This window comes from Flavobacterium sp. LC2016-13 (assembly GCF_009707955.1).
Taxonomy (GTDB): domain Bacteria; phylum Bacteroidota; class Bacteroidia; order Flavobacteriales; family Flavobacteriaceae; genus Flavobacterium.
In genome coordinates, this window is sequence record NZ_WMDQ01000002.1 from 147,418 (window position 1) to 167,147 (window position 19,730).

At 31.9% G+C, this 19,730-nt stretch carries 24 protein-coding genes; 5 read left to right on the forward strand and 19 right to left on the reverse strand.

Translation table 11 applies throughout. The annotated features are described in order from the left end of the window. Window positions 1-3: 3 nt before the first annotated feature. Window positions 4-1,776 carry a RagB/SusD family nutrient uptake outer membrane protein gene (locus GKZ86_RS04345; RefSeq protein ID WP_154781888.1) on the forward strand — a complete coding sequence of 591 codons (1,773 nt, stop codon included), beginning with the start codon at window positions 4-6 and terminating at the stop codon, window positions 1,774-1,776. 60 nt (window positions 1,777-1,836) lie between these two features. On the opposite strand, the gene GKZ86_RS04350 is transcribed toward GKZ86_RS04345, so the two are convergent. From GKZ86_RS04350 to GKZ86_RS04420, 15 genes are all read right to left on the reverse strand, one after another. Further along, complete coding sequence (locus tag GKZ86_RS04350) at window positions 1,837-2,598, reverse strand: porin family protein (RefSeq protein ID WP_154781889.1); 762 nt, start codon at window positions 2,596-2,598, stop codon at window positions 1,837-1,839. A gap of 10 nt (window positions 2,599-2,608) precedes the next feature. Next, window positions 2,609-3,730 carry a hypothetical protein gene (locus GKZ86_RS04355; protein ID WP_154781890.1) on the reverse strand — a complete coding sequence of 374 codons (1,122 nt, stop codon included), beginning with the start codon at window positions 3,728-3,730 and terminating at the stop codon, window positions 2,609-2,611. Window positions 3,731-4,074: 344 nt separating this feature from the next. Then, window positions 4,075-4,284: a hypothetical protein gene (locus GKZ86_RS04360; RefSeq protein ID WP_154781891.1), complete on the reverse strand. Its 210-nt coding sequence runs from the start codon at window positions 4,282-4,284 to the stop codon at window positions 4,075-4,077. A 25-nt stretch (window positions 4,285-4,309) separates the two neighbouring features. Beyond that, a complete protein-coding gene (locus tag GKZ86_RS04365) occupies window positions 4,310-4,723 on the reverse strand; it encodes a hypothetical protein (protein ID WP_228526530.1) in 414 nt (137 codons plus the stop codon). Window positions 4,724-4,781: 58 nt separating this feature from the next. Beyond that, complete coding sequence (locus GKZ86_RS04370) at window positions 4,782-5,687, reverse strand: hypothetical protein (RefSeq protein WP_154781892.1); 906 nt, start codon at window positions 5,685-5,687, stop codon at window positions 4,782-4,784. A 4-nt stretch (window positions 5,688-5,691) separates the two neighbouring features. Continuing rightward, entirely contained in the window at window positions 5,692-6,957 is a 1,266-nt protein-coding gene (locus GKZ86_RS04375; protein ID WP_154781893.1) for an ABC transporter permease, read from the reverse strand. 3 nt (window positions 6,958-6,960) lie between these two features. After that, the gene (locus GKZ86_RS04380; protein ID WP_154781894.1) at window positions 6,961-7,356 is read right to left on the reverse strand and encodes a hypothetical protein; all 396 of its coding nucleotides are present in this window, start codon (window positions 7,354-7,356) and stop codon (window positions 6,961-6,963) included. 12 nt (window positions 7,357-7,368) lie between these two features. Continuing rightward, entirely contained in the window at window positions 7,369-7,650 is a 282-nt protein-coding gene (locus GKZ86_RS04385; protein WP_228526531.1) for an excalibur calcium-binding domain-containing protein, read from the reverse strand. Beyond that, window positions 7,647-7,868, reverse strand: coding sequence for a DUF4236 domain-containing protein (locus tag GKZ86_RS04390; RefSeq protein ID WP_154781895.1), 222 nt, complete (start codon window positions 7,866-7,868; stop codon window positions 7,647-7,649). The genes GKZ86_RS04385 and GKZ86_RS04390 overlap by 4 nt, the downstream gene beginning before the upstream one ends. Window positions 7,869-7,875: 7 nt before the next feature. After that, complete coding sequence (locus GKZ86_RS04395; RefSeq protein WP_154781896.1) at window positions 7,876-8,166, reverse strand: DUF3892 domain-containing protein; 291 nt, start codon at window positions 8,164-8,166, stop codon at window positions 7,876-7,878. Between the two features lie 26 nt (window positions 8,167-8,192). After that, window positions 8,193-8,615: an FxLYD domain-containing protein gene (locus GKZ86_RS04400; RefSeq protein WP_154781897.1), complete on the reverse strand. Its 423-nt coding sequence runs from the start codon at window positions 8,613-8,615 to the stop codon at window positions 8,193-8,195. Further along, complete coding sequence (locus GKZ86_RS04405; RefSeq protein WP_154781898.1) at window positions 8,612-9,058, reverse strand: hypothetical protein; 447 nt, start codon at window positions 9,056-9,058, stop codon at window positions 8,612-8,614. The genes GKZ86_RS04400 and GKZ86_RS04405 overlap by 4 nt, the downstream gene beginning before the upstream one ends. A gap of 145 nt (window positions 9,059-9,203) precedes the next feature. Then, complete coding sequence (locus tag GKZ86_RS04410) at window positions 9,204-9,872, reverse strand: response regulator (RefSeq protein ID WP_154781899.1); 669 nt, start codon at window positions 9,870-9,872, stop codon at window positions 9,204-9,206. 7 nt (window positions 9,873-9,879) lie between these two features. Continuing rightward, entirely contained in the window at window positions 9,880-11,598 is a 1,719-nt protein-coding gene (locus GKZ86_RS04415; protein WP_228526532.1) for a tetratricopeptide repeat-containing sensor histidine kinase, read from the reverse strand. 52 nt (window positions 11,599-11,650) lie between these two features. Beyond that, a complete protein-coding gene (locus GKZ86_RS04420; RefSeq protein ID WP_154781900.1) occupies window positions 11,651-11,827 on the reverse strand; it encodes a hypothetical protein in 177 nt (58 codons plus the stop codon). Between the two features lie 346 nt (window positions 11,828-12,173). On the opposite strand from GKZ86_RS04420, the gene GKZ86_RS04425 reads away from it, so the two are divergent. Continuing rightward, complete coding sequence (locus tag GKZ86_RS04425; RefSeq protein WP_154781901.1) at window positions 12,174-13,130, forward strand: hypothetical protein; 957 nt, start codon at window positions 12,174-12,176, stop codon at window positions 13,128-13,130. A gap of 106 nt (window positions 13,131-13,236) precedes the next feature. Here the strand turns inward: GKZ86_RS04425 and GKZ86_RS04430 are convergent, their stop codons facing one another. Beyond that, on the reverse strand, window positions 13,237-14,088 hold the full coding sequence (locus GKZ86_RS04430) for an SDR family oxidoreductase (RefSeq protein WP_154781902.1): 852 nt from the start codon (window positions 14,086-14,088) through the stop codon (window positions 13,237-13,239). A gap of 273 nt (window positions 14,089-14,361) precedes the next feature. Here GKZ86_RS04430 and GKZ86_RS04435 point away from each other — a divergent pair, with 273 nt between their 5' ends. Further along, on the forward strand, window positions 14,362-14,727 hold the full coding sequence (locus tag GKZ86_RS04435) for an STAS/SEC14 domain-containing protein (RefSeq protein WP_154781903.1): 366 nt from the start codon (window positions 14,362-14,364) through the stop codon (window positions 14,725-14,727). A gap of 112 nt (window positions 14,728-14,839) precedes the next feature. After that, complete coding sequence (locus GKZ86_RS04440; RefSeq protein ID WP_154781904.1) at window positions 14,840-15,601, forward strand: Ku protein; 762 nt, start codon at window positions 14,840-14,842, stop codon at window positions 15,599-15,601. A gap of 78 nt (window positions 15,602-15,679) precedes the next feature. Here GKZ86_RS04440 and ligD read toward each other — a convergent pair whose 3' ends face one another. From ligD to GKZ86_RS04455, 3 genes are all read right to left on the reverse strand, one after another. Then, entirely contained in the window at window positions 15,680-18,196 is a 2,517-nt protein-coding gene (gene ligD / locus GKZ86_RS04445) for a DNA ligase D (RefSeq protein WP_154781905.1), read from the reverse strand. A 136-nt stretch (window positions 18,197-18,332) separates the two neighbouring features. Then, window positions 18,333-18,617, reverse strand: coding sequence for a PrgI family protein (locus GKZ86_RS04450; RefSeq protein WP_154781906.1), 285 nt, complete (start codon window positions 18,615-18,617; stop codon window positions 18,333-18,335). Between the two features lie 66 nt (window positions 18,618-18,683). Further along, window positions 18,684-18,872, reverse strand: a complete 189-nt coding sequence (locus GKZ86_RS04455) for a hypothetical protein (RefSeq protein ID WP_154781907.1) — start codon at window positions 18,870-18,872, stop codon at window positions 18,684-18,686. 320 nt (window positions 18,873-19,192) lie between these two features. Here GKZ86_RS04455 and GKZ86_RS04460 point away from each other — a divergent pair, with 320 nt between their 5' ends. Beyond that, window positions 19,193-19,639: a response regulator gene (locus GKZ86_RS04460; RefSeq protein ID WP_154781908.1), complete on the forward strand. Its 447-nt coding sequence runs from the start codon at window positions 19,193-19,195 to the stop codon at window positions 19,637-19,639. Window positions 19,640-19,730: the final 91 nt, after the last annotated feature.

The following is a 19,730-nucleotide window of genomic DNA, read 5'->3' on the forward strand; positions in this document are numbered from 1 at the left end:
ATCATGAAGACAAAGACATTTTTTAGCATAAAAATTATAACTATATTCTCTTTTATTTTTCTTTTAAACAGCTGTACAGATCTTGATGAAGCTGTATTAGATGAAAAATTGGGAACTGACGCTACAGATCCTGCAGGGGCGCTTGCTGCAGCTTATGACAGACTTGGAGACGGAACTTTTACAGATCACGGAGCTGTTTTTTCTATGCAGGAATATACTACAGATGAAGCTATTTTACCAACTCGCGGAAGTGACTGGGGAGATGGTGGAAAATGGAGAGACATGCACGAATTTACATGGAGTTCAAGTAATGCCATTGTAGTAGGTAACTGGGATTTATTGACAAACGGAATTACACGTTCTTTGACTGCTATTAAGTCAGCACAAGAAAATACATTTCCTGAAAAGACATTATTTTTGGCAGAGGCAAAAGCGCTTTTAGCTTATTATACCTACACGACGTTAGATCTTTACGGACAAGCTCCATATAGAGATCCATTGAATGTGGAGGCACCTATACAAATTTTAAAAGCAGAAACTCAAATCGATAAATTGATCACTGATGTTGAAGCTTTACTACCTGATTTGGCTGATATTGGTACACAAAGAACATACCACGGGCGTTTTACTAAACAAGCCGGTTATGCTTTTTTAGCTACAATGTACTTAAATCGTGCTGTATTTAAAGATCGTTTCAATGCAGGATCAGGCTTTAATTTTAATGAACCAGCTGTAACCGGAAGTACAGGAACAGATATGGACCGTGTTATTTATTATACTTCTTTGCTAATCGACTCAGGGAAATTTAGTTTGGAGAGCGATTATTTTAAAAACTTTGCAAGAGATAACGATAATGGTAAAGAGCTTATTTTTGCTATTTCTCAAAAAATAGATTACATCAGAAACGGTTCAAACAGTTTTGCTTATGTATGTATGGAGCGTAACCAGAGAACATCTGCTGTTAATAGAGGAACAAATGCTGCTTGTACAACTCCTGAATTCTATGCATCATGGGCTGGTAATCATGATGATCCAAGATTTGAACAACATTACCAATATGCTGATGGTACATGGTTTATGAATGATGGTACAGATGTAAGTGTTCCTGCAACAGACATCGTAATTAAAAGTAGCCCTGCTACGCCTTGGTTTCATTTTAACAGAGGTATTCAGGCCGGACCACAATATGGTCCAGTATTATTGACTTCGGCAGCGTTCGAAATGATTGGTAACCGTATTAAAGTTTCTCCATTAGTTATGGAAAAAAGTACGACTACCAGAATGGATTTTACGCCAACATTAACGTTTGCAGATCCTACTAAATCTGTTTTTGCCCAAAACGAAATCAATCAGGGAGCGCGTGTTTTTAAATATGAATTTGATCCGGAAGGAGGAAACGGTAACAGTAATGTTGATATTCCGTTATTCCGTTTAGGAGGAATATATGCAATCAGAGCTGAAGCTTATTTTAGAAAAGGAGCTACAGGTTCAGCAATGGACGATTTGAATAAATTGCGTACAAGCAGAAAAAGAGAATCTTTGTATGGAAATGCTCCGGGGAAAGCACTTACTGCTTTAGATTCAGAGCAATTGTATAAAGAATTAGGTTTCGAATTGTATTGGGAATTACAAAGAAGACCGGAAAGCATCCGTTTTGGGAAATTTGATTTAGCCGGAACTGCAAAAGCTGCTTCTCAACCTTTTAGAAGAATATTTCCAATTCCACAAACCGTTATAGATCAAAAATTATTTAAACAAAATCAAGGATACAATTAGTTTTGTGTTAGTTTATTTTTAAGTCAAAAGCCTGCTCATTAATTTGAGCAGGCTTTTATATTATTTTTCATCCTGAGGAAGAATAATTTTATTCATTTCGGCTTCTTTTTCGGCTCTTTTTTGGGCAGCTTTTCCTTTTCCAATTGGTATTCCTGCCGTTACATATAAAGATCTGTTATATTGATCAGGATATAAATCGCCTTTCATAACAGGAACCAATCCTAAATAATACTGAACCGTGATATTAAGTCCGTTTCCAACATTCATGTGATAACCCGCGCCAAATGCAATTCCGGCATCTATTACATGAATCTGATCCCTGATATTGTGTTTGTAAACTACATCATCGCCATCATATTCTTTATGAAACTTATCAAAAGCTTTGGCCAGCAATCCTAATTGAGGACCGGCTTTAAGATAAATATTATTTTTAAATTGATATTTAATTAGAATCGGAACATTAAAATAACGAATTTCCCTGTCGACACTTCCGCCGGCAAAAGTGTTATCTAAATTAGCATCGTTTAGAGAATACACCGGTAAACCGTGCGCGCCCATTGGCGATTTTACAATTACTCCTGTATTAATCATCCATGCCGGATTTTTTTTAGATCGAATATCGAAATAGAAACCAAGATTAAATCCCGGTTCTGTTCCCGAAGTATCTAAATTAGAAATAGTCGAAAAATTAAGACCACCATCCAAACCAAATTCCAAAAAAGGAGAATTAAGTTTATCTCCAAAAATTAAGGAAATTAAAACTTGAGATTGCGCATTGGCGATAAAAAAAAAAGTGCTAAGTAATAATATACCTTTTTTCATATTGATGAAGTTAAAGTCCAAAACGATATTGCAGCCCACCTAAAAACTGTGTACGACTTCCCAGAAATCCTGCTTCAACTCTAAACATAAAGTGTTTGTTGTATTGAAATTGAGATCCAACAATAAAATTCCACATATCTTTTGGCGCTTTCTGAAGCGAATATTGTATAGTCGATGAACCGGCAGTACTTAAAGCACCGTCTAAAGTTGTTAGAATATTTCCCGCACTTTCAAGCGCTCTGTTTGCTGTATTATGTTTCGCATTGTTTACAGGATTTGCTTGTTGTGCAGGCGTTAATGAATTCCACCAGTTATCAACTTTTGTTTGGTTTTCAGCTACTTTTTCAATGCCATTGTCTACTTTTTGCTGAGCGCCGTCTAATTGCAAAATATCGGATAAATTGATGTTTCCATCAGTGTCGCCTCCAATATGAACTCTAAAACCACCAACCCAAACAGCAATATTTTGTTCCGGCTTATTAAGTTTAAAAGTCTTACCTAATCTTGGGCCAAAAATATACGAGAAAGCAGGTTTTTCCAGACCACTAACATCACTCCATGACATATTCATATCAAGCGCAAACCAACCGCCGGCAATACCAATAGTAGGAGTTAGCCCAAGACCAAATGTTGTAACATCAAAATTTGCTCTTGTACTGAAATTAGCAATTTCCGACCAATTATTATCAGCATCAGGAACCCAGATTCCAGCATTGATTTTTGTTGTAGATTTACCTTTACCAAAAATTCCGTATACATTTAAAAAAGGCAGCAACCACACATCCGGGCGAATGGTAACTGCTGCAGCCTCGACAGAAGATTTGTCAAATCGTACAATTTCGTCAAGATTATATTTTGGGCCATTATTAAAGCCAATTTCCAAATCGCTTATTACAATTTCAGAATCCTGCCAAAAGTAATTTATTGACAATCCTGCAGAATAAGGTAATTTGTATCCCTTTTGGGCTACTTTTTCTCCCCAAATTGGCAATGCATAAGGATATTTTTCGACTTTAAGACTGTCTTTAAGTTCCTTGTTTTTTTCTCCAACTATTTTTTCAGTATAAACCTGACCGGAAATTTGCAAGCTAAAAATTAAAAAAATGGCAGATATTAGTGTATTATATTTCATTTGTATAGAGTTTTTAATATGATTAATAAAACTGCTTAAAATAAATAGGACTACTAATGTAATTTTGAGAGAAATGGCGATGATTATTGGCTTGGAGTAAAAGTTAGCCTTAAATGGCTTTTATTTTTATGTGGTAATTATTGTTAAAGTTAACTAAATTTTTCTTTCGTTTATAATATTATTTTTAATAATACTCATTTTTAAATTTATTATAGTGTTTATAATGAGGTAAATAGAAATTAATAGATACGAAAAAGGCAAAAGATAAAGATTACCTTTTGCCCTTAAAAATGATATTTGTAATACGTTTTAAATCTTATTTTTATTCGACTTCAATTCAAAAATTAATCTTCCCAACCGCAAAGAGTTAGCCCGTAGTTTTGAGCCTGAGAAACCGTTACTTTGGTTAACACATGTCTACAGGCGGTTAATCCGCGGCAATTTTCTTTATAATGATATTTTTTCGCTCCTGTTGGCCCGCAGATATAAACACTGGTTTCAACAGGACAAAAAGAAGTCAAAAAAATAAATAGTAGGAGAGTAGTATATTTCATTGAAGCAGGTTTGAGGTTTTGTGAATTAATTCACGATTAAGTAATATTCATTCCCATATTTGTCTGCGGCTTTAAGTTTTCCATGATTAATCCATTCGGCTTTAATTTCAAGATCTTCAATCGTATCAAAAATTAATATTCCGGCACCATATTTTCCTTCAATATTAATATTTCCCCGAACAGAATCTCCTTTTGTATTCACACCTTTTACATCGTAATTATACTCATAATGACCTGATTTTCCTGTTCGGTATTCGTATTGATATTCTTTGTTAACATGATACGTTTTGGCTTCTTCGGGCGTAATAATTTTTCTGTCATCCGATGTAATTACCTCTTTGTAAAAGGTGTTCATTTTATACGACGGAGGGATTTCTTTTTTGCATCCCCACATAATGAAGAATGCAAAAAATGATAAAGTTCTACATTTAGCTAGCATTGTTTTTTTTATAAATATAGTTAGAACAATTATGCTGTAATTGCGTATTTATACGTGATTATTGGTTTGATTTTTTAAGAATAAAATCCTGAATTATCTTTTCCATATTAGACGGTAAATCAGCGTTTTTAATTTCAAAATGTTTTACTTTCATCTCTGTAAACCACTTAGTCCAATACGCTTTTATCACCTTTTCCTCATAAGGATTATTTTTGTTGGGATTAATTCCTAAAACTAAAACTTCGAGATTTGAGAAATCGTCACTGGCTTTTATAAATCCAAAATCCTGATCTTTTATTTTTTTCTCCCAATCCTGAGTATTTAATCCATTCTTTCTAATTAATTCGGGAGTAATATAAGTTGTTCGTTTGCCTTCTGTTACAACCGTATTTTCATGAAACATATAACCGTCCGTCAATAAAATAAGAATATTTCGATAGCCATCTTCCGTACATTGATCTTTTACTTTACTGTCAAAAAAGTTCCAGATATCAGAACCAATAAAATTATTATCTTTTATCGCCGAATCATATATTTTTGATGTTTTTGAAGCGTAACTTGCATTAATAGAATTCAATAAATTTTTGGATGCATTATTTTTATCAATCGAAATTCTTAGGTTTTTTGATATCGAATTGATTTCAGGATCTAAAGGTTCCGGATTAAAAAATACCTGCATTTTATCATCAATTTGTCGTATTCTTTTTGATTTTAAATGTTGCGTAAATGCCTCCGAAACAGATTTTATATACCCTAAATCTCTCTCATAATATTCCATTGTAGGATTTGGATTTTTTTGAAGGCTTATTCGGTCTGATAAATCCAGGAGAATACTAATATTATAGTTTTCGCTTGCGGGACTTTTAGTTACAGCTTCTTTTTGTTCATTCTTAGGTTCTTCTTTGCATGAAAAAAATAAAATCAATAATAAAGACATTCCCATTTTTAGTAAAATATTTTTCATAATACTAGTTTTTAAAATATACTAAATGTTGAAAATCAGGGTCAACTAAATTTAATCTGCCAAGATGTTCTTCAGATAAATTTTCACATCCTTCAAGTAATTCTACTTTTTCTTTATGAGGTAAAGCAATTTCGGTATTAATGGCCTGAAACCAACCTTCTTTATATTGATGGTGATAATGCAGATATTCTTTTACAGGAAAAACAAAACCATCGACTTTCAATTGAAGTTCTGATATTTTACCGTTTATAGTTACAATTTGCTCTTTAAAACCATTAGTTTTATTGATGTAATCTGCCTTTAATTTTTCTAAATCAAGAAGATTTTCTTTTTTGCCTCTTATAAAAGCCCTGATTTTATCGATGTTTTCAAATTCTTTCATCACAAAATCAAATACAAGTCCCCAGATAATATACACGACAAATCCGGCAAAAATGATCATCCAAAACTCTGCTTCGCCCAATGCTATATTTAAATTATAAGGCGCTGAATCAGTGGTTTTATTGAACTCATATATTTTCTTTTCAATTTGATACGCCAACAATGCATCAAACAAAAATGTGGTAACAAAAAGCGCAATCATTCTAAAAACGTTTTTTATGCCTTTTCCTTTCTGAACCATATGAATTACATAACCTAATCCCATAAACACAAACGGAATGGTAACAACCAAAACACCTTCTAGCCAACTTGCTTTAAAAGAATTGTTTAGAGCATCTGCATCAAAAATTGCGGCTGTTAAACTATCATTTGCAAATTCTTTAAAAAAAGCAGAATACGACGCAGAAATATAGAAAACCAAAACATACAATGTAATAGGCAACAACAGAAATAATCCGATGTAAAATTGCGCTTTTAACCCTTTTCCGTCTTCAATTCCGTATTTGTCAGGATTGCGTTTTACTTCAATAATTTCGTTTTTGATATGGTCGATATTATCATTAAGATCTTGTTCCTTTTTTTCGTAAATACCAATTGCGGCTTCAGATTTTTTAAGTTCAGTTCTGTTTTTTTCCTGCTCTTCGCGATAAGGTTGTTTCAGTCTGTCTTGTTCCAGTTTTTGTTTTCGGCATTGATCTTCAAAACTCATATAAAGATTTTGCAGACACGCTTTTAAAACAATCGGTTTTCCGGTAGCTTTTACAGAAGCGGCAAAACCACTCTGATAATACGTAATTCTTATTTGTTCTCTGTCTTCTTCATTTTCTTCAAAATTCTTAAGAGGAGACTCTTCTTTTTTTAAACTGAATAATTGTGTAAGTGACTTCATAACTTAAGAGTTTAGTTGACTAATAATTTCTTCTTTCTGAATATTCTTCTGAACACAATCAATAAGATAGCCTGATAATTCATTGATGTTTTCATCCAGAAAATTAAATTTCCTGCAATACTTTTTAAGCATATTAAGCTCATCTTCAGTAATTTTTCCGTCGGCCCAAATGATTCTTGTAAAATCATATAGATATTCTATTCGCGTGTTAAGCTCTTCAGGAATAATTAATTCATTGCTAACCGGATTCAGAAAAAGTTTATCAAGTTCTTCTCTCGGAATCCCTCTTTCATCAGCAAAATGATACATCATTTGCAGTTCTAAAACATCAAATTGATCGTCGGATAATGCCATTTGATACAATCTCAAAAAATGGCTTTTTAATTCTAGTGTTATCATTGTTTAAGATTTTTATTTTAAACTTTCGCAAGCAATTCCGTTACCGTCACCATCCAAGTTTTTATAACAGGTTTTGTTACTGTTATAAGCTGCCTGTGCCTGAGCCTGACTTGAAAAATCGCCACAGGTTTTAGTCGGACAATTTGAGCCTGATGAATTTTCTGTAGAACTCGAAATATCTTTACTTGATGCATCTGATGATTCTGAGCAGGAAAAAATTAATCCCAATAATAGTAAGGCTAAAAAAATTGCAGTGTATTTTATTCTGCTGTTCATGATTAGTAATGTTTTCATATGATATAAATTAAAAATGTTATGATTCCTGTAAATGCAAATAGCATCATGCATCCGCTATTTTGGTATCGTACTCCTGAAATGCCTGTTTTTAGGGAATAACCATTTTTGCTAAATGTTCCCATTTTCGTTTTTAAACTTGGAGAAATTCCGGATTTACTAATATTGAATCCCAGTCCGCCTCCAAGTCTAATTCTTTTTTGAAATCGAAAGCCCATGATTGTATTATTTACATTCAGGTAATTCCAGTAAATTATTTTTTTCAGTCGTATCTGCTTCGGTTTTTAAATATTTATTTCCAGCCACAGTTTTTGCAATAATTACATTTACTTTTTGGCCATAAACATTATTGACATAAAATGTCCATTTATCATTTTCTATAGCTTCTATTGCTTCATCTAATGATAATCTCCAAATTGTGCCATTATTGTTTATTCCTCCAATGCGTAAAATGCGTTCATGTATATTATATCTATCAGATTTATTAATACATTTAATTTCATGTGATGTTGCCATTTTTTTTGATTTATTTGGTTAATAATTTAATTTAATACAGTTCCAATTTCAACTTCATAATTTTCACAGTTTTGGATATCAAGTCCCATGACATCTACAGTTTTTTCTGCACCGGCAGCAAAATTTGCGGCATTACCCATTCCTGTTCCTACTATATTTCCTTCCTTATCATAAAAAGTAGCCTTTAGATCAAGATAAGTGATCAATTCATTGGTATTGTTTCTAAGACGGCAATGAATTGTATACGAATTCAGCGTAGGCTCAAATTTTGCAGACTGCTTAATTATTTCAACATCGGGTTTTGAGCTTTCGGTATCTGATATTTCTGTAGAACTACTTTTATAATTGTTTTTATAATTACTTTTTTCATCATCACCACTTCCAAATGCGATGAATATAAATCCTGCAAGAGCTAGTGCAGAGAATAAATGTTGTACTTTTCTTTTCATGATTGTTTTAAATTTATAGTTATTGATTTTTGGTAAATTAAAAAGGGTAAAAAAGTTCCTAGCAAATACATTGCTAAATCTGTGATATCGAATGTGCCTGGTACAATTTTTATTATTTGTCCTAATTCGGACATAATTGAGATTATTGGAATGCTAAAAATCCAAAGTAGATTTTCATATTTCACTTCATTTTTCCAGAGATACAACATTAAGCTTATGTATGAAAATAACCATAAACCATCTGGTAGTGAGAATAAAATTAAATCTGATAAATCGTTTGTGTAAATAGTGGTACGGTTTCTAATCGCTTTTATAAAGCTTAAAAGGTTCAATGATTCAAACCAAGAAAACATTCTCAAACTTGAAGTTCTAAATAGAATATAAATTAAACTTCCGCAGCATAATGTACAAACATGACCGATATATAATTGTTTGATTTTCATGGATTACTTTTTATTAAAATCAAAAGTAAGTCCATTAAAAACCAGTATTTTACGGAAAACCATAATTCAAAAAACTTTTATATTCCACCAATAAAAAAAGCTCCCGAAGGAGCTTTTAGAAATTAATAATAAGATTATGATGAACTTAAATAATGCCCATATCTTTTGTAATCGAAACCAAATGGATCGTATTATTAGCCTTAAAAAAATCTTTAAGTTTTGCGATTCTCTTTTCTATGGTACTTTTACTGTTGGGTTTTATATTCAATTCCTTAAAAGTTTCTGTTATATCATCTTGCGGAGTTCCTAGCGATAAATGTTTTAAGATTTGAATATCTAAATCATCTATTTCGTAGTTGTTCTTTTCCTGTAAAGCAGAAGCAACTTCAGGCGAAATATATTTCTGATCTGAAGTATAAATTAAGTTAATCGCCTTTTTTAATTCTTCAATACTGTTAAGGCCTTTTAATACAAAACCATCAATTTCTGCATTATCAAAAAGCGATTTTATGCGGTAACTTTTATCTTCTACAGAATAAGCTATAATTTTTATGTTCGGTTGTAATTCACGAACTTTTTGAACCAGTTCGTCACCATTGGCAATTTTTACTTCACGATGATCAGTTTTAAACGAAAGATCACTAATTAATAAATCATAAGGTTCATTATCCTGAATAGCTTTTCGTACTTTTAGTAAAGCTTCATCGCAATATTTTGAATGTTGAAAATTTACAATATTTAAATCTTTTAAGACCTGCTGAATTCCTAAATTCATTGCATCAAGATCTTCAGCTATTATTACTTTTTTAAACATATGGCTTTTATTTAGGCAGTTTTATTTTTACTTTAAAACCTTTATCAGGTTCAGTGTCAAAAATAATAGATCCTTTTATGGCCTGAATACGGTTTTCCATATTTTGCAAACCATTTTTTGAAATTTTTTCTTTTTCAAAACCTTTTCCATTATCCGCGTAGTCAATAAATACCGATTTTGAATTGCTGTCAAACTTTAAAACTACTAATTGTGCATCACTATGTTTTTTCATATTCACCATCAATTCCTGTAATATTCTATGAACAGCGACTTTTTTTATTTCATCAATATCATCCCAATTTACTTTTTCGATACCGTTGATGATAACATTGGTAGTTTTGCTATTATAGGTCGAAAGCATTTCTTTCATATTTTCGGCATAATTTACGCCTGTATCAATATTATTGTTTTCTCTTGAAATTCCGCGGACGCGGGTATAAATATGATCCAGTTTTTGAATCAGGGTTTCTTTTATATTGTCGCTCGTTAAAGATTGCGTTTGCGTAAAAGTAATGGCATAAAAAACATCATTGGCTAGTTCGTCGTGAATATCTTTGGCAATTCTGGTTTCAGTATCATAAGCCGTTTTTATTTTTACGATCCTGTTTTTATGTCTATAATATCGTATCAGAATTACAATTACAATTCCCAGAAAAAAGAACACAATCAGACCAACTATTTTTTGATATTTAGCTTCCTGAAGCGATAATAAATGTTCAGCTTTCTCTAAACGAAGTTTTTGGTTTTCCTCTTTTTCTTTTTTAGAATCGTATTTAATCTTCGCAAACTTATTTTTGGCTTTTTGTCTTGCCTTAACAATGCTGTCATTTATTTTTAGATAAAGAATCGTAGTTTTTTTTAATTCATCGCCATTTGAGTTTTTGATAGAAAGTCCCAAAGACAACAAACGATCATCAACATTGTTTACTTCCGTTGCTTTTTTATAAGCATCGTCGGCATAGTGTTTGGCAAGCTTTTGATTTGTTTCGGCATAAATTTCTGAAAAATGCATTAAACTCGAAGTAATTCCAAAACTATCCTTTATATCCCTTCTTATTTGTAGCGATCGGTTTAAGTAATTTATTGCTTTAGGATTTTTCAGTTTAAAATAACAAAACCCTATATTATCCAACACACGGGCATTATTTTCAGGATTATCGGCAAGTTGTTTGTTTTCTAAAGGAAGAAGAATTTGTAACGCACGCTCATAAGAGCCTCTGTCGATGTATACAACAGCAATATTATTTTTTATAATAGACTTTTGTAAATCATCTTCTGAAAATTTATAAGCAAGATTATAATAGAGGATAGCATTATTAAAATCAAAAATGTTTTTGTAGTTAATTCCCAAAATATTATAAATGGCTACTACATAATAAGAGTTGGTTTTTTTAGTAAAAAAAGGAATTGCTTCTGTTGCATTGGTTTCACTGCCCGAATAATCGCCTTGTATTTGCTGCGTAGCAGACATTTTTATCAAGGTATATATTATCCTTTCATTTTCATCTGATTTGCATTCTAATCTTGCTTTGTTGTAATAATAAAAAGCACTGTCGTAAACCTGATTTTCAGAATGTTTATCTGCCAATGATAAATAATGAGCGTAGTCTGTTTTTTTTGTTTTTTCCTTAATAGGAAGAGGATCTTTTTTTATACAAGAAGTTGTACTTAAGATTATAAGAAGTATTAAAATAAAATTCGGGAAATGTACTTTTAACAGTTTCATTTCCCGAAAGTATAAAATTAATCTGAACTGATTGAGATTAATACATTAATTGTTATTTTGGTGGAGGAACAGGAGTTTGTCCACTTTGTCCTCCGCCTGTATCCGGATCATCTGCAGACACAGGAAGACTGCTTTTTGTGGTTGTTGTTCCATCTTCTTCATCATTTGTGCAAGATACGAATGTACCACTGGCTAATATAAAAACTGATAATATAAATAACTTTTTCATAATACTTCTTTGTTAAAAATTGGACATAGATCAGCCTGTTCGATATTTGAAATCGAAATTTTTTCTGCTGATTTTCAGACCGCACCTTGCGGACTGGTTCTTAGTTTTTGTTGGGAAGTGAAGCGAGTAGAACAGTAAGATTTTCATCTATACTTCCCGGGATAAAATCCGTCTTACGGTTTTCCTCACTTTTTAATAGAACTAGTTTTGTACATTTGTTTTAACCTGCAGATCAAAACGTTTAACTAATTTGATATGGCAAAGATGCGACGCTTACAAGCCAGTGTTTATAGATGTTTCCAGTATTTCCAGTATTTCCGATATTTCCAATAATTCCATATAGCTTATGAATAACTTTACTATTGAAGATTATAAAACAGCAATTAGAACTAGACATAAAATAGCTATTAAAGAAGATGTGTCTGGTATTTTATCTGATCCGACGCCAGCACAATTAAGAGATTTTTACCTTAGACTTTTGGAAAGGGGTTTAAGCAAGAGTGATGAAGAAATAATGAAAATGTTTCTGGAAGCGAATGAAAGTTCTTCGTTAAAAAAAACAATTGAAAATTGCAATATTGCTAAATTTAGACCCATAATTTCTTTTTTAAAGGGAAAGAATACAGATAATAAACCCAGAATTGAAATGGCAGCTATTTTGGTTAATTTTCAACCACGGCCTTCTAGAAAATTTCTAGATGAGGAACCTAAAAACGAAGAGAATAAATCAACTGAAAGTCCTAATAAATTAGAATCGATTATTATTGAAAATGAAATTGGAGAAAAAATAGAGGAGATTGAAGACGAAAATGAAAATGAAGGTATAACAGAAGATTTGAATATAGATAATGAATCAACAGATACTAAATCTCCTAATGAACCTCCTATAGTTAAGTCTTCAGGTCTATCTCCTAAAAAACTAAAATTGACAATACTAGGAATTGCGATTGTTTTTTGTCTAGGATTTGTAATAAGTTATTTCTTTTATCCAAAAAAACAATGTATGCAATGGTCTGGAGATCATTATGAGAAAGTAGATTGTAAGCCGGAAATAAGTGGCATAGGAACTTTCAATTTAATAGATCCTTTTGATGAAAATCAATTTGAGGTTAAGAAAATTTCAGTCTGTGATACTACAAAATGCTTTAAAAATGGTCAGGCGATTATTTGGTATGGAAAATTTAATAATCAAGTTACTTTTTTTAATATCGACGGTAAACATCCAGAAAATGGTAAATCTTTAAGACCAGTAACGCCTCACATTTTTAATAAATACAAAAAGAAAGATTGCGCATCAAAATAAAAAAAGCGGATATACCAATTAAAGTATATCCGCTTTTTTTTAAGATTGATTTAAAAATAAATTCGTGAAAATTCGTGTAATTAGTGGCAAACTCTATTAAGCTTTTTCAAGCCACAATTTCACCGCCATTAATATGAATAAATTGTCCGGTAATATAACTGCTGTCTTCACAGGCCAGGAAAACATAAGCAGGCGCGACTTCTGAAGGTTGTCCGGCTCTTTCCATCGGATTGTTTTTTCCGAAATCAGAGAGTTTGTCGAAACTTGCTACAATTAGAGGCGTCCATATTGGTCCTGGCGCAACGCCGTTTACACGGATTTTCTTTTTGGCCAACATTGTCGATAACGATCTTGTAAAACTTACAATCGCGCCTTTTGTACTCGCATAATCGGCTAAATGTTCGCTTCCGCGATATGCAGTAACAGAACTTGTATTGATAATTGTATCGCCTTCTGATAAAAAAGGCAACGCTGCTTTTGAAATATAGAAATAAGGATAAATATTGGTTTCGAATGTTTTTTGAAGCTGTGCCGGCGTAATTTTTTCCAATTCCGTTTGAGGAAATTGTACTGCGGCATTATTCACAACAACATTGAGTTTTTTAAAATGAGAATGGCATTTTTTGATCGCTGATTTGCAGAATTTATCGTCTTTTAAATCACCACTTATAATCAAACATTCCTGACCTTCTTTCTCAACAAGTTCTTTGGTTTTAAGGGCGTCTTTATCTTCTTTTAAATAAACTATGGCAATATTGGCGCCTTCTCTGGCAAAATGTACGGCCACACTTCGGCCAATACCGCTGTCGCCGCCCGTTATAAAAGCAACTTTACCAAAAAGTTTTCCGCTTCCTGTGTAGTTCTCCCGAATAATCTCCGGTTGTGGATTCATTTGAAATTCGTTACCGGGAAGATTTTGTTTTTGTTCGGGAAATTTTTTTGGTTTTTCTGTTTCCATAATCCTCAATTTTAAGTCATTAATAAGGAACTAAAATAATTGGATTTTCAAAAAAAACTTAACTGGAAAAAATCAAAAATTAGCGCTATAGATGATATTAAATCGTTGAAAAATAGAGATTTTGTAAATTTAAAAATAGATCATATAAAATAAAGAAACAAGATGTGAATTACTTTTAGTATGATTTTAAAACTGCCCTTTTTTAATTAAAAAAAGAGCATTCAAAAACACTGCAAAAGAATAAAAAAATAAACTATTTAATTAAAGAAAAAAATGATACATCAAATCGATACAGCAGATAATATTGTTGCTTTTAGAGCATTAGCAGAAGTTACCAAAGAAGATTTTCAAAGCGTTGTAGTTCCCGCAGTAGAAAAGTTAGTAAAACAATTAAACGAAATCAATTTTTTATTGGTTTTAGATACTGACTTAGAGAATTTTACTGCCGGTGCATGGCTTCAGGATGCGATGTTAGGACTTAAACATTTAGGAAAATGGAACAGAGCTGCCATCATTTCAGATTCTGAAGAAATTATTTCGTTTACAAACGGATTTAGTTATGTAGTTCCGGGAGAATTTAAAGGTTTTAAAAAACTAGATTTCAATAAAGCCTTAAACTGGGTTGAAGGGAATATATAATTTTAAATTTTAGTCCCGATCCCGAAATTTCGGGACGGGATAGATTTTAGATTTACTGCTGAGGCTTCTCGATTTTCTACGATTTTCAAGCTAACAATAAAACGAACGTATTATGAGGGCAATATGGACAGGTTCTATAAGTTTTGGGTTAATCAATATTCCCATAAAAATGTTTTCTGCCGTGCAGGAAAGTACGCTTGATATGGATATGCTGGATGAAAAAGATCATGCCAACATAAAATTTAAGCGTGTAAACGAAAAAACAGGAAAAGAAGTTACGTTTGCCAACATTGTAAAAGGCTATAAAATCGATGATAAATATGTTATTGTTGAAGATGAAGATTTTGAAGCCGCAGATGCCATCAAAACCAAAACAATAGACATTCAGAGTTTTGCTTTCGAAAAAGAAATCGAAAGCATTTATTATGAACAACCTTATTATCTCGAACCGGATAAAGGTGCGATGAATGCCTACGGTTTATTGCGAGATGCACTTGAAGCAACAGGAAAAGTAGGAGTGACGAGTTTTGTTTTAAGAAACAAAGAAAGCCTTGCGATTTTAAAACCGTATAAAAATGTTATTCTCTTAAACAGAATTCGGTTCGAGCAGGAAATTAGAGATACAACAGAACTCAAGCTTCCGCCAATTTCTAAAACCAAAACCAAAGAAATGGATATGGCCAATAAACTAATTGAGCAACTGACTGAAAAGTTTGATATAAGCAATTATAAAGACGAATATACAGATAAGCTCTTAAAAATAATTAAGACCAAAGCCAAAGGCAAAAAACAAACAAAAACACCAAAACTAGAAGTTGTACACAAACAAAGGGACGATTTATTAAGCATGCTGAAAGCAAGTCTTTCTTCTTAATTGTTAATTGTTTAATTATGAATTATGAGTTATAAATTATGAGTTAAGAGTTTAGTATAACCATTAACCATTAACAATTCATAATTTCCCCATTATTTTCTTCAAATTCGCGCCTTTGCCTAAAACGGGAGTCCATAAATCGCCTTTTTTCTCAAAACGCTGTAGTGCATTTTTAATGGTGAATTGCGACGGATGCAGTTTCGAATTTACTTCGCTCCATTCTAATGGCGTAGAAACCTGCGCTCCGGCAACTGGCCTTACAGAATAAGGTGCAGCAAGCGTTTGTCCACGTCTGTTTTGTAAGTAATCAACGTAGATTTTATTTTTTCTCTTTTTGATGCTTCTTTCCAGAGACGTTATTTTTGGTAAACGTTCGTGAATTTTTCTGGCAATTAATTCGGCAAAAATCTTGATCGAATCATAATCATATTGCGCTCCAAGCGGAATATAAACATGCAAACCGGAAGCGCCGGACGTTTTACAATAACATTCAGTTTCAAGTTCATCCATAATTTCTTTTACGGTCAAGGCCGTTTGTATTACCTCTTCAAATTTATCGTTGGAAGGATCAATATCGATAACCAGCCAATCCGGATTTTCGATGTGATTAATCGTAGAATTCCACGGATTTATTTCAATACAACCCAAATTTGCCATATAAAGTAAAGTCGCTTTATCATTGCAAATCAGGTAATTTAAATTTTCATTATTAGATTCAGAAAACACCTTTTTTGTTTTTAGCCAGGAAGGTATTTTATCTACATCAACATCTTTTTGATAAAAATTAGGCTCTGTAATTCCGTTAGGAAAACGGTTCATCGATTGCGGACGATCTTTAAGATAGGGAAGAATCAAATCGGCAACTTCATTATAATATTGCACAATTTCGCCTTTTGTTATTTTATCATCAGGAAAATATATTTTATTTTGATTCGTAAGATGAACGGTATTTTTACCCACTTTCAAATCAAAATTATCCTCTGTTTTATTTGTTTTTGGATCTTCAGCTGCAGTCATAACATCTTTATTTGGTTTGGTTTTGTTTTTTGACGGAAGAAAAACTTCAGTTGCTTTTTTATCGACTCTTAAACCCAAATATACCGGATGACGGAGCCGCAAATCATCTGTCCATTCTGTAAATTTAACCTGCGCCACAAATTTTGGTTTAATCCATTGAATAGAATCTCTTAACGGAACTTTTTCAGCAACCGGCGATTCATTTATAAAATAAGGTTTAAACTTTGTATAAAGTTGTTTCAGCGTATCTTCAGTAAATCCCGTTCCGCATTTTCCAATAAATTTCAGATCTTTTCCATAATATTGTCCCAGTAAAATGGCACCAAAATACTGACGTGAATTCTTTGGTTTTGTAATACCAATAATAACCGCTTCTTCTTGTTGGGCAATTTTTATTTTAAGCCAGTCGCTGTTTCTTTTTCCAACGAAATAAAGACTTGAAGCCTTTTTGGCGATAATACCTTCTCTTTTATTTTTAGCAGCTAATTCTAATTGTTTTATACCGTTTTCAATTGTATGTTCTGAATAGAAAACATTCGAAAATGAATATTTTTCCAATAACATTTTCAAAAGTTCCTTTCTTTCCAGCAAAGGCAAATTGGTAGTTGAAAAACCATCGAGATTTAAAATATCAAAAACATAATATTTTATAATTCCCTTTCCGGTTTTAAGATAATTTTGAAGCAACTGAAAATTAGCTTCACCAGAAGCATTTTCTACCACAACTTCGCCGTCTAAAATAGCCTGATGCTTTATTTTTTGTAATTCCTTTTGTATGGATTCAAAATTTTTATCGAACGAAAGTTTGTTTCGGCTAAATAATGCAACATCATCAGAATTAATTACAGCAACCGTTCTGTAACCATCATATTTGTTTTCGAAAATCCATTCAGGATCATTAAATGGCTCTTCTGAAAGTGTTGCCAACATTGGCTTTACAAAAGAAATAGTGGCTGTTTTTTTGGTTTTTTTAGCAGCAGGAACTGCCTTTTTTTCTGAAGTTTCAGTTTTCTTTTCCAGCGATTCCAGAGTTCGGTTAGAAAGTACTGATTTATCTTTTTTCAGAATATCTTCGGTAGAAGCAAATTCATCTTTTTTCTTAATCAGCAACCAGGCATTTTCCTGTTTGCCATTTAGTTTCACCAATGAAAATTCTCCTTTAAGTTTTTTTCCTTTTAAGATAAAACTTAAATGTCCTTTATTTAAATCTGATTTCAGTGTTTTTTTTGCAGAAGAAGAGGTATCATCTGCAGAAGAATACGTTCCGTTATCCCAAACAATAACATTTCCGGCGCCGTAATTTCCTTCGGGGATAGAACCTTCAAAATCTTTATAATCATAAGGATGATCCTCGACCATCATCGCCAGTCGTTTTACGTCAGGATCCATCGACGGGCCTTTTGGTACGGCCCAACTTTTTAAAACGCCATCCAACTCCAATCTAAAATCATAATGCAAATGAGAGGCCGCATGTTTTTGAACAACAAAAATCAGGTCTTTTTCAGATTTTCCAATTTTGCCTTTCGGTTCTTCTGTTTGCTTAAAATTACGTTTTTGATTGTATTTGGAAAGTGACATGATTAGCGTATTTATCGGTTCATAGTCTGCTTTTTAAAGTGAAATTAAAGTAAAAAAAAATGTACTTCCTAGTTGTCATTTTGCTCTTTAATTGAAAAAATTAAAAACAAAAGTGAAACCGGGAAGTACAAGATCTTTATGCGTGTTCAGTAATAGTATCTGAGTTATCTGCATTTGCTTTCGCTTCAGATGCTTTTCTCTGAATTTTTTTATAAATAGCTGAAGCCAGAATTGGTAAAGCAAGTCCTGCAACAACAGCTCCGGCTTTTTTATGCCCTGTTTTCTTTAAAACGGCACCGGCAATTAATGTTCCGACTCCGGCAACAACCAATTGTTTTGCAGAAATATTTAACGTTTTATTTTCTAGTTCTTCAGGTACGATTCCGTGTAACAATGGATTAATGAAATTTAAGTTTTCCATGAGTTTTTTAATATTAATTAAACATTTGTAAGGATCTGATCTATTTTTAAATTTTAAAGCATCAGATTAATTCTTTTTGTCTTCTAAATCTTTTGTTTTGTCTTTTGAAATACGATTTGGACTGTCGTCTATAAATTCTTCAACAGTCTGAGTGTTTTTATTTTTATCAGAATCTAATTTTGATTCATGAAGATTTTCTACTGTTTCTTTTTCCGGACAATTATCATTATCAGGATCATAATTCTTCTCGACCATAACCTTTAATTTAAAAAATTACTTTTCATTATTTTGATACTATCAAAGTTACGCAAAATGGTTCCATCTTGCTTATACAATTAACATTTTGGATTATATAATTATCAGGATTTGCAGTATGTTAAAGCAAAAATGAATGCTGAAAAAATTAACATTTAAAAAAAATGAATCTAAAAATTATATAAAATCGCATAATTATTTTGTAATACATTCTTATTAAAAAGTTCCAATATTTGTTTAATAATTTAAAGATTGATTTAAAAACGTTAAAGGATTTGTGTTTAATATCAATCAATTTATTAATGTTAAAATGAATTACCATGAATAAAAAAGGACCAATCGTACTTATAGAAAATAACCAGGGAGATCGTAAATTATTTACGCAAATATTTTCTGAATTAGGTTTTTCTAATAATATCCTCTATTTTCATTCAGGAAATGACGCTTATAATTATTTGAAACCTAATCATGTAAAACCATTTTTGATATTTTCAGATATTGTACTTCTCCACATGGATGACGAACAGGAAATTAATATTAGTTTTAAAAATTTAAGTATTGAACTAAATTGCCCTTGTTTGTTTTTTACAACTGTTTTTAACCAATGTTTTGTAATGGATTTGTATTCTGTACCAACACAAAATTACATGGTTAAGCCTTACAGCTATGAAAAGTTTAAAGAAATTATCAAGACAATTCTTGAATATTGGCACAAAAATGAATTTATAGAGCAAAGCAGCACAAAAAAGAAAAAAGATAAACTTTAATTGTGTAACTTTCTCTATCTCAAATGATAATGATATAATTCTGGAAGGGTAACATATAACTTAGTAATTTGATTTATTTATAATCTTTGTA

Excerpts from the sequence above, each read along its gene's own strand:
- GKZ86_RS04345 (WP_154781888.1), top strand. The coding sequence starts at position 4 with ATGAAGACAAAGACATTTTTTAGCATAAAAATTATAACTATATTCTCT.
- GKZ86_RS04350 (WP_154781889.1), bottom strand. The coding sequence starts at position 2,598 with ATGAAAAAAGGTATATTATTACTTAGCACTTTTTTTTTTATCGCCAAT.
- GKZ86_RS04355 (WP_154781890.1), bottom strand. The coding sequence starts at position 3,730 with ATGAAATATAATACACTAATATCTGCCATTTTTTTAATTTTTAGCTTG.
- GKZ86_RS04360 (WP_154781891.1), bottom strand. The coding sequence starts at position 4,284 with ATGAAATATACTACTCTCCTACTATTTATTTTTTTGACTTCTTTTTGT.
- GKZ86_RS04365 (WP_228526530.1), bottom strand. The coding sequence starts at position 4,723 with ATGCTAGCTAAATGTAGAACTTTATCATTTTTTGCATTCTTCATTATG.
- GKZ86_RS04370 (WP_154781892.1), bottom strand. The coding sequence starts at position 5,687 with ATGAAAAATATTTTACTAAAAATGGGAATGTCTTTATTATTGATTTTA.
- GKZ86_RS04375 (WP_154781893.1), bottom strand. The coding sequence starts at position 6,957 with ATGAAGTCACTTACACAATTATTCAGTTTAAAAAAAGAAGAGTCTCCT.
- GKZ86_RS04380 (WP_154781894.1), bottom strand. The coding sequence starts at position 7,356 with ATGATAACACTAGAATTAAAAAGCCATTTTTTGAGATTGTATCAAATG.
- GKZ86_RS04385 (WP_228526531.1), bottom strand. The coding sequence starts at position 7,650 with ATGAAAACATTACTAATCATGAACAGCAGAATAAAATACACTGCAATT.
- GKZ86_RS04390 (WP_154781895.1), bottom strand. The coding sequence starts at position 7,868 with ATGGGCTTTCGATTTCAAAAAAGAATTAGACTTGGAGGCGGACTGGGA.
- GKZ86_RS04395 (WP_154781896.1), bottom strand. The coding sequence starts at position 8,166 with ATGGCAACATCACATGAAATTAAATGTATTAATAAATCTGATAGATAT.
- GKZ86_RS04400 (WP_154781897.1), bottom strand. The coding sequence starts at position 8,615 with ATGAAAAGAAAAGTACAACATTTATTCTCTGCACTAGCTCTTGCAGGA.
- GKZ86_RS04405 (WP_154781898.1), bottom strand. The coding sequence starts at position 9,058 with ATGAAAATCAAACAATTATATATCGGTCATGTTTGTACATTATGCTGC.
- GKZ86_RS04410 (WP_154781899.1), bottom strand. The coding sequence starts at position 9,872 with ATGTTTAAAAAAGTAATAATAGCTGAAGATCTTGATGCAATGAATTTA.
- GKZ86_RS04415 (WP_228526532.1), bottom strand. The coding sequence starts at position 11,598 with ATGAAACTGTTAAAAGTACATTTCCCGAATTTTATTTTAATACTTCTT.
- GKZ86_RS04420 (WP_154781900.1), bottom strand. The coding sequence starts at position 11,827 with ATGAAAAAGTTATTTATATTATCAGTTTTTATATTAGCCAGTGGTACA.
- GKZ86_RS04425 (WP_154781901.1), top strand. The coding sequence starts at position 12,174 with ATGAATAACTTTACTATTGAAGATTATAAAACAGCAATTAGAACTAGA.
- GKZ86_RS04430 (WP_154781902.1), bottom strand. The coding sequence starts at position 14,088 with ATGGAAACAGAAAAACCAAAAAAATTTCCCGAACAAAAACAAAATCTT.
- GKZ86_RS04435 (WP_154781903.1), top strand. The coding sequence starts at position 14,362 with ATGATACATCAAATCGATACAGCAGATAATATTGTTGCTTTTAGAGCA.
- GKZ86_RS04440 (WP_154781904.1), top strand. The coding sequence starts at position 14,840 with ATGAGGGCAATATGGACAGGTTCTATAAGTTTTGGGTTAATCAATATT.
- ligD (WP_154781905.1), bottom strand. The coding sequence starts at position 18,196 with ATGTCACTTTCCAAATACAATCAAAAACGTAATTTTAAGCAAACAGAA.
- GKZ86_RS04450 (WP_154781906.1), bottom strand. The coding sequence starts at position 18,617 with ATGGAAAACTTAAATTTCATTAATCCATTGTTACACGGAATCGTACCT.
- GKZ86_RS04455 (WP_154781907.1), bottom strand. The coding sequence starts at position 18,872 with ATGGTCGAGAAGAATTATGATCCTGATAATGATAATTGTCCGGAAAAA.
- GKZ86_RS04460 (WP_154781908.1), top strand. The coding sequence starts at position 19,193 with ATGAATAAAAAAGGACCAATCGTACTTATAGAAAATAACCAGGGAGAT.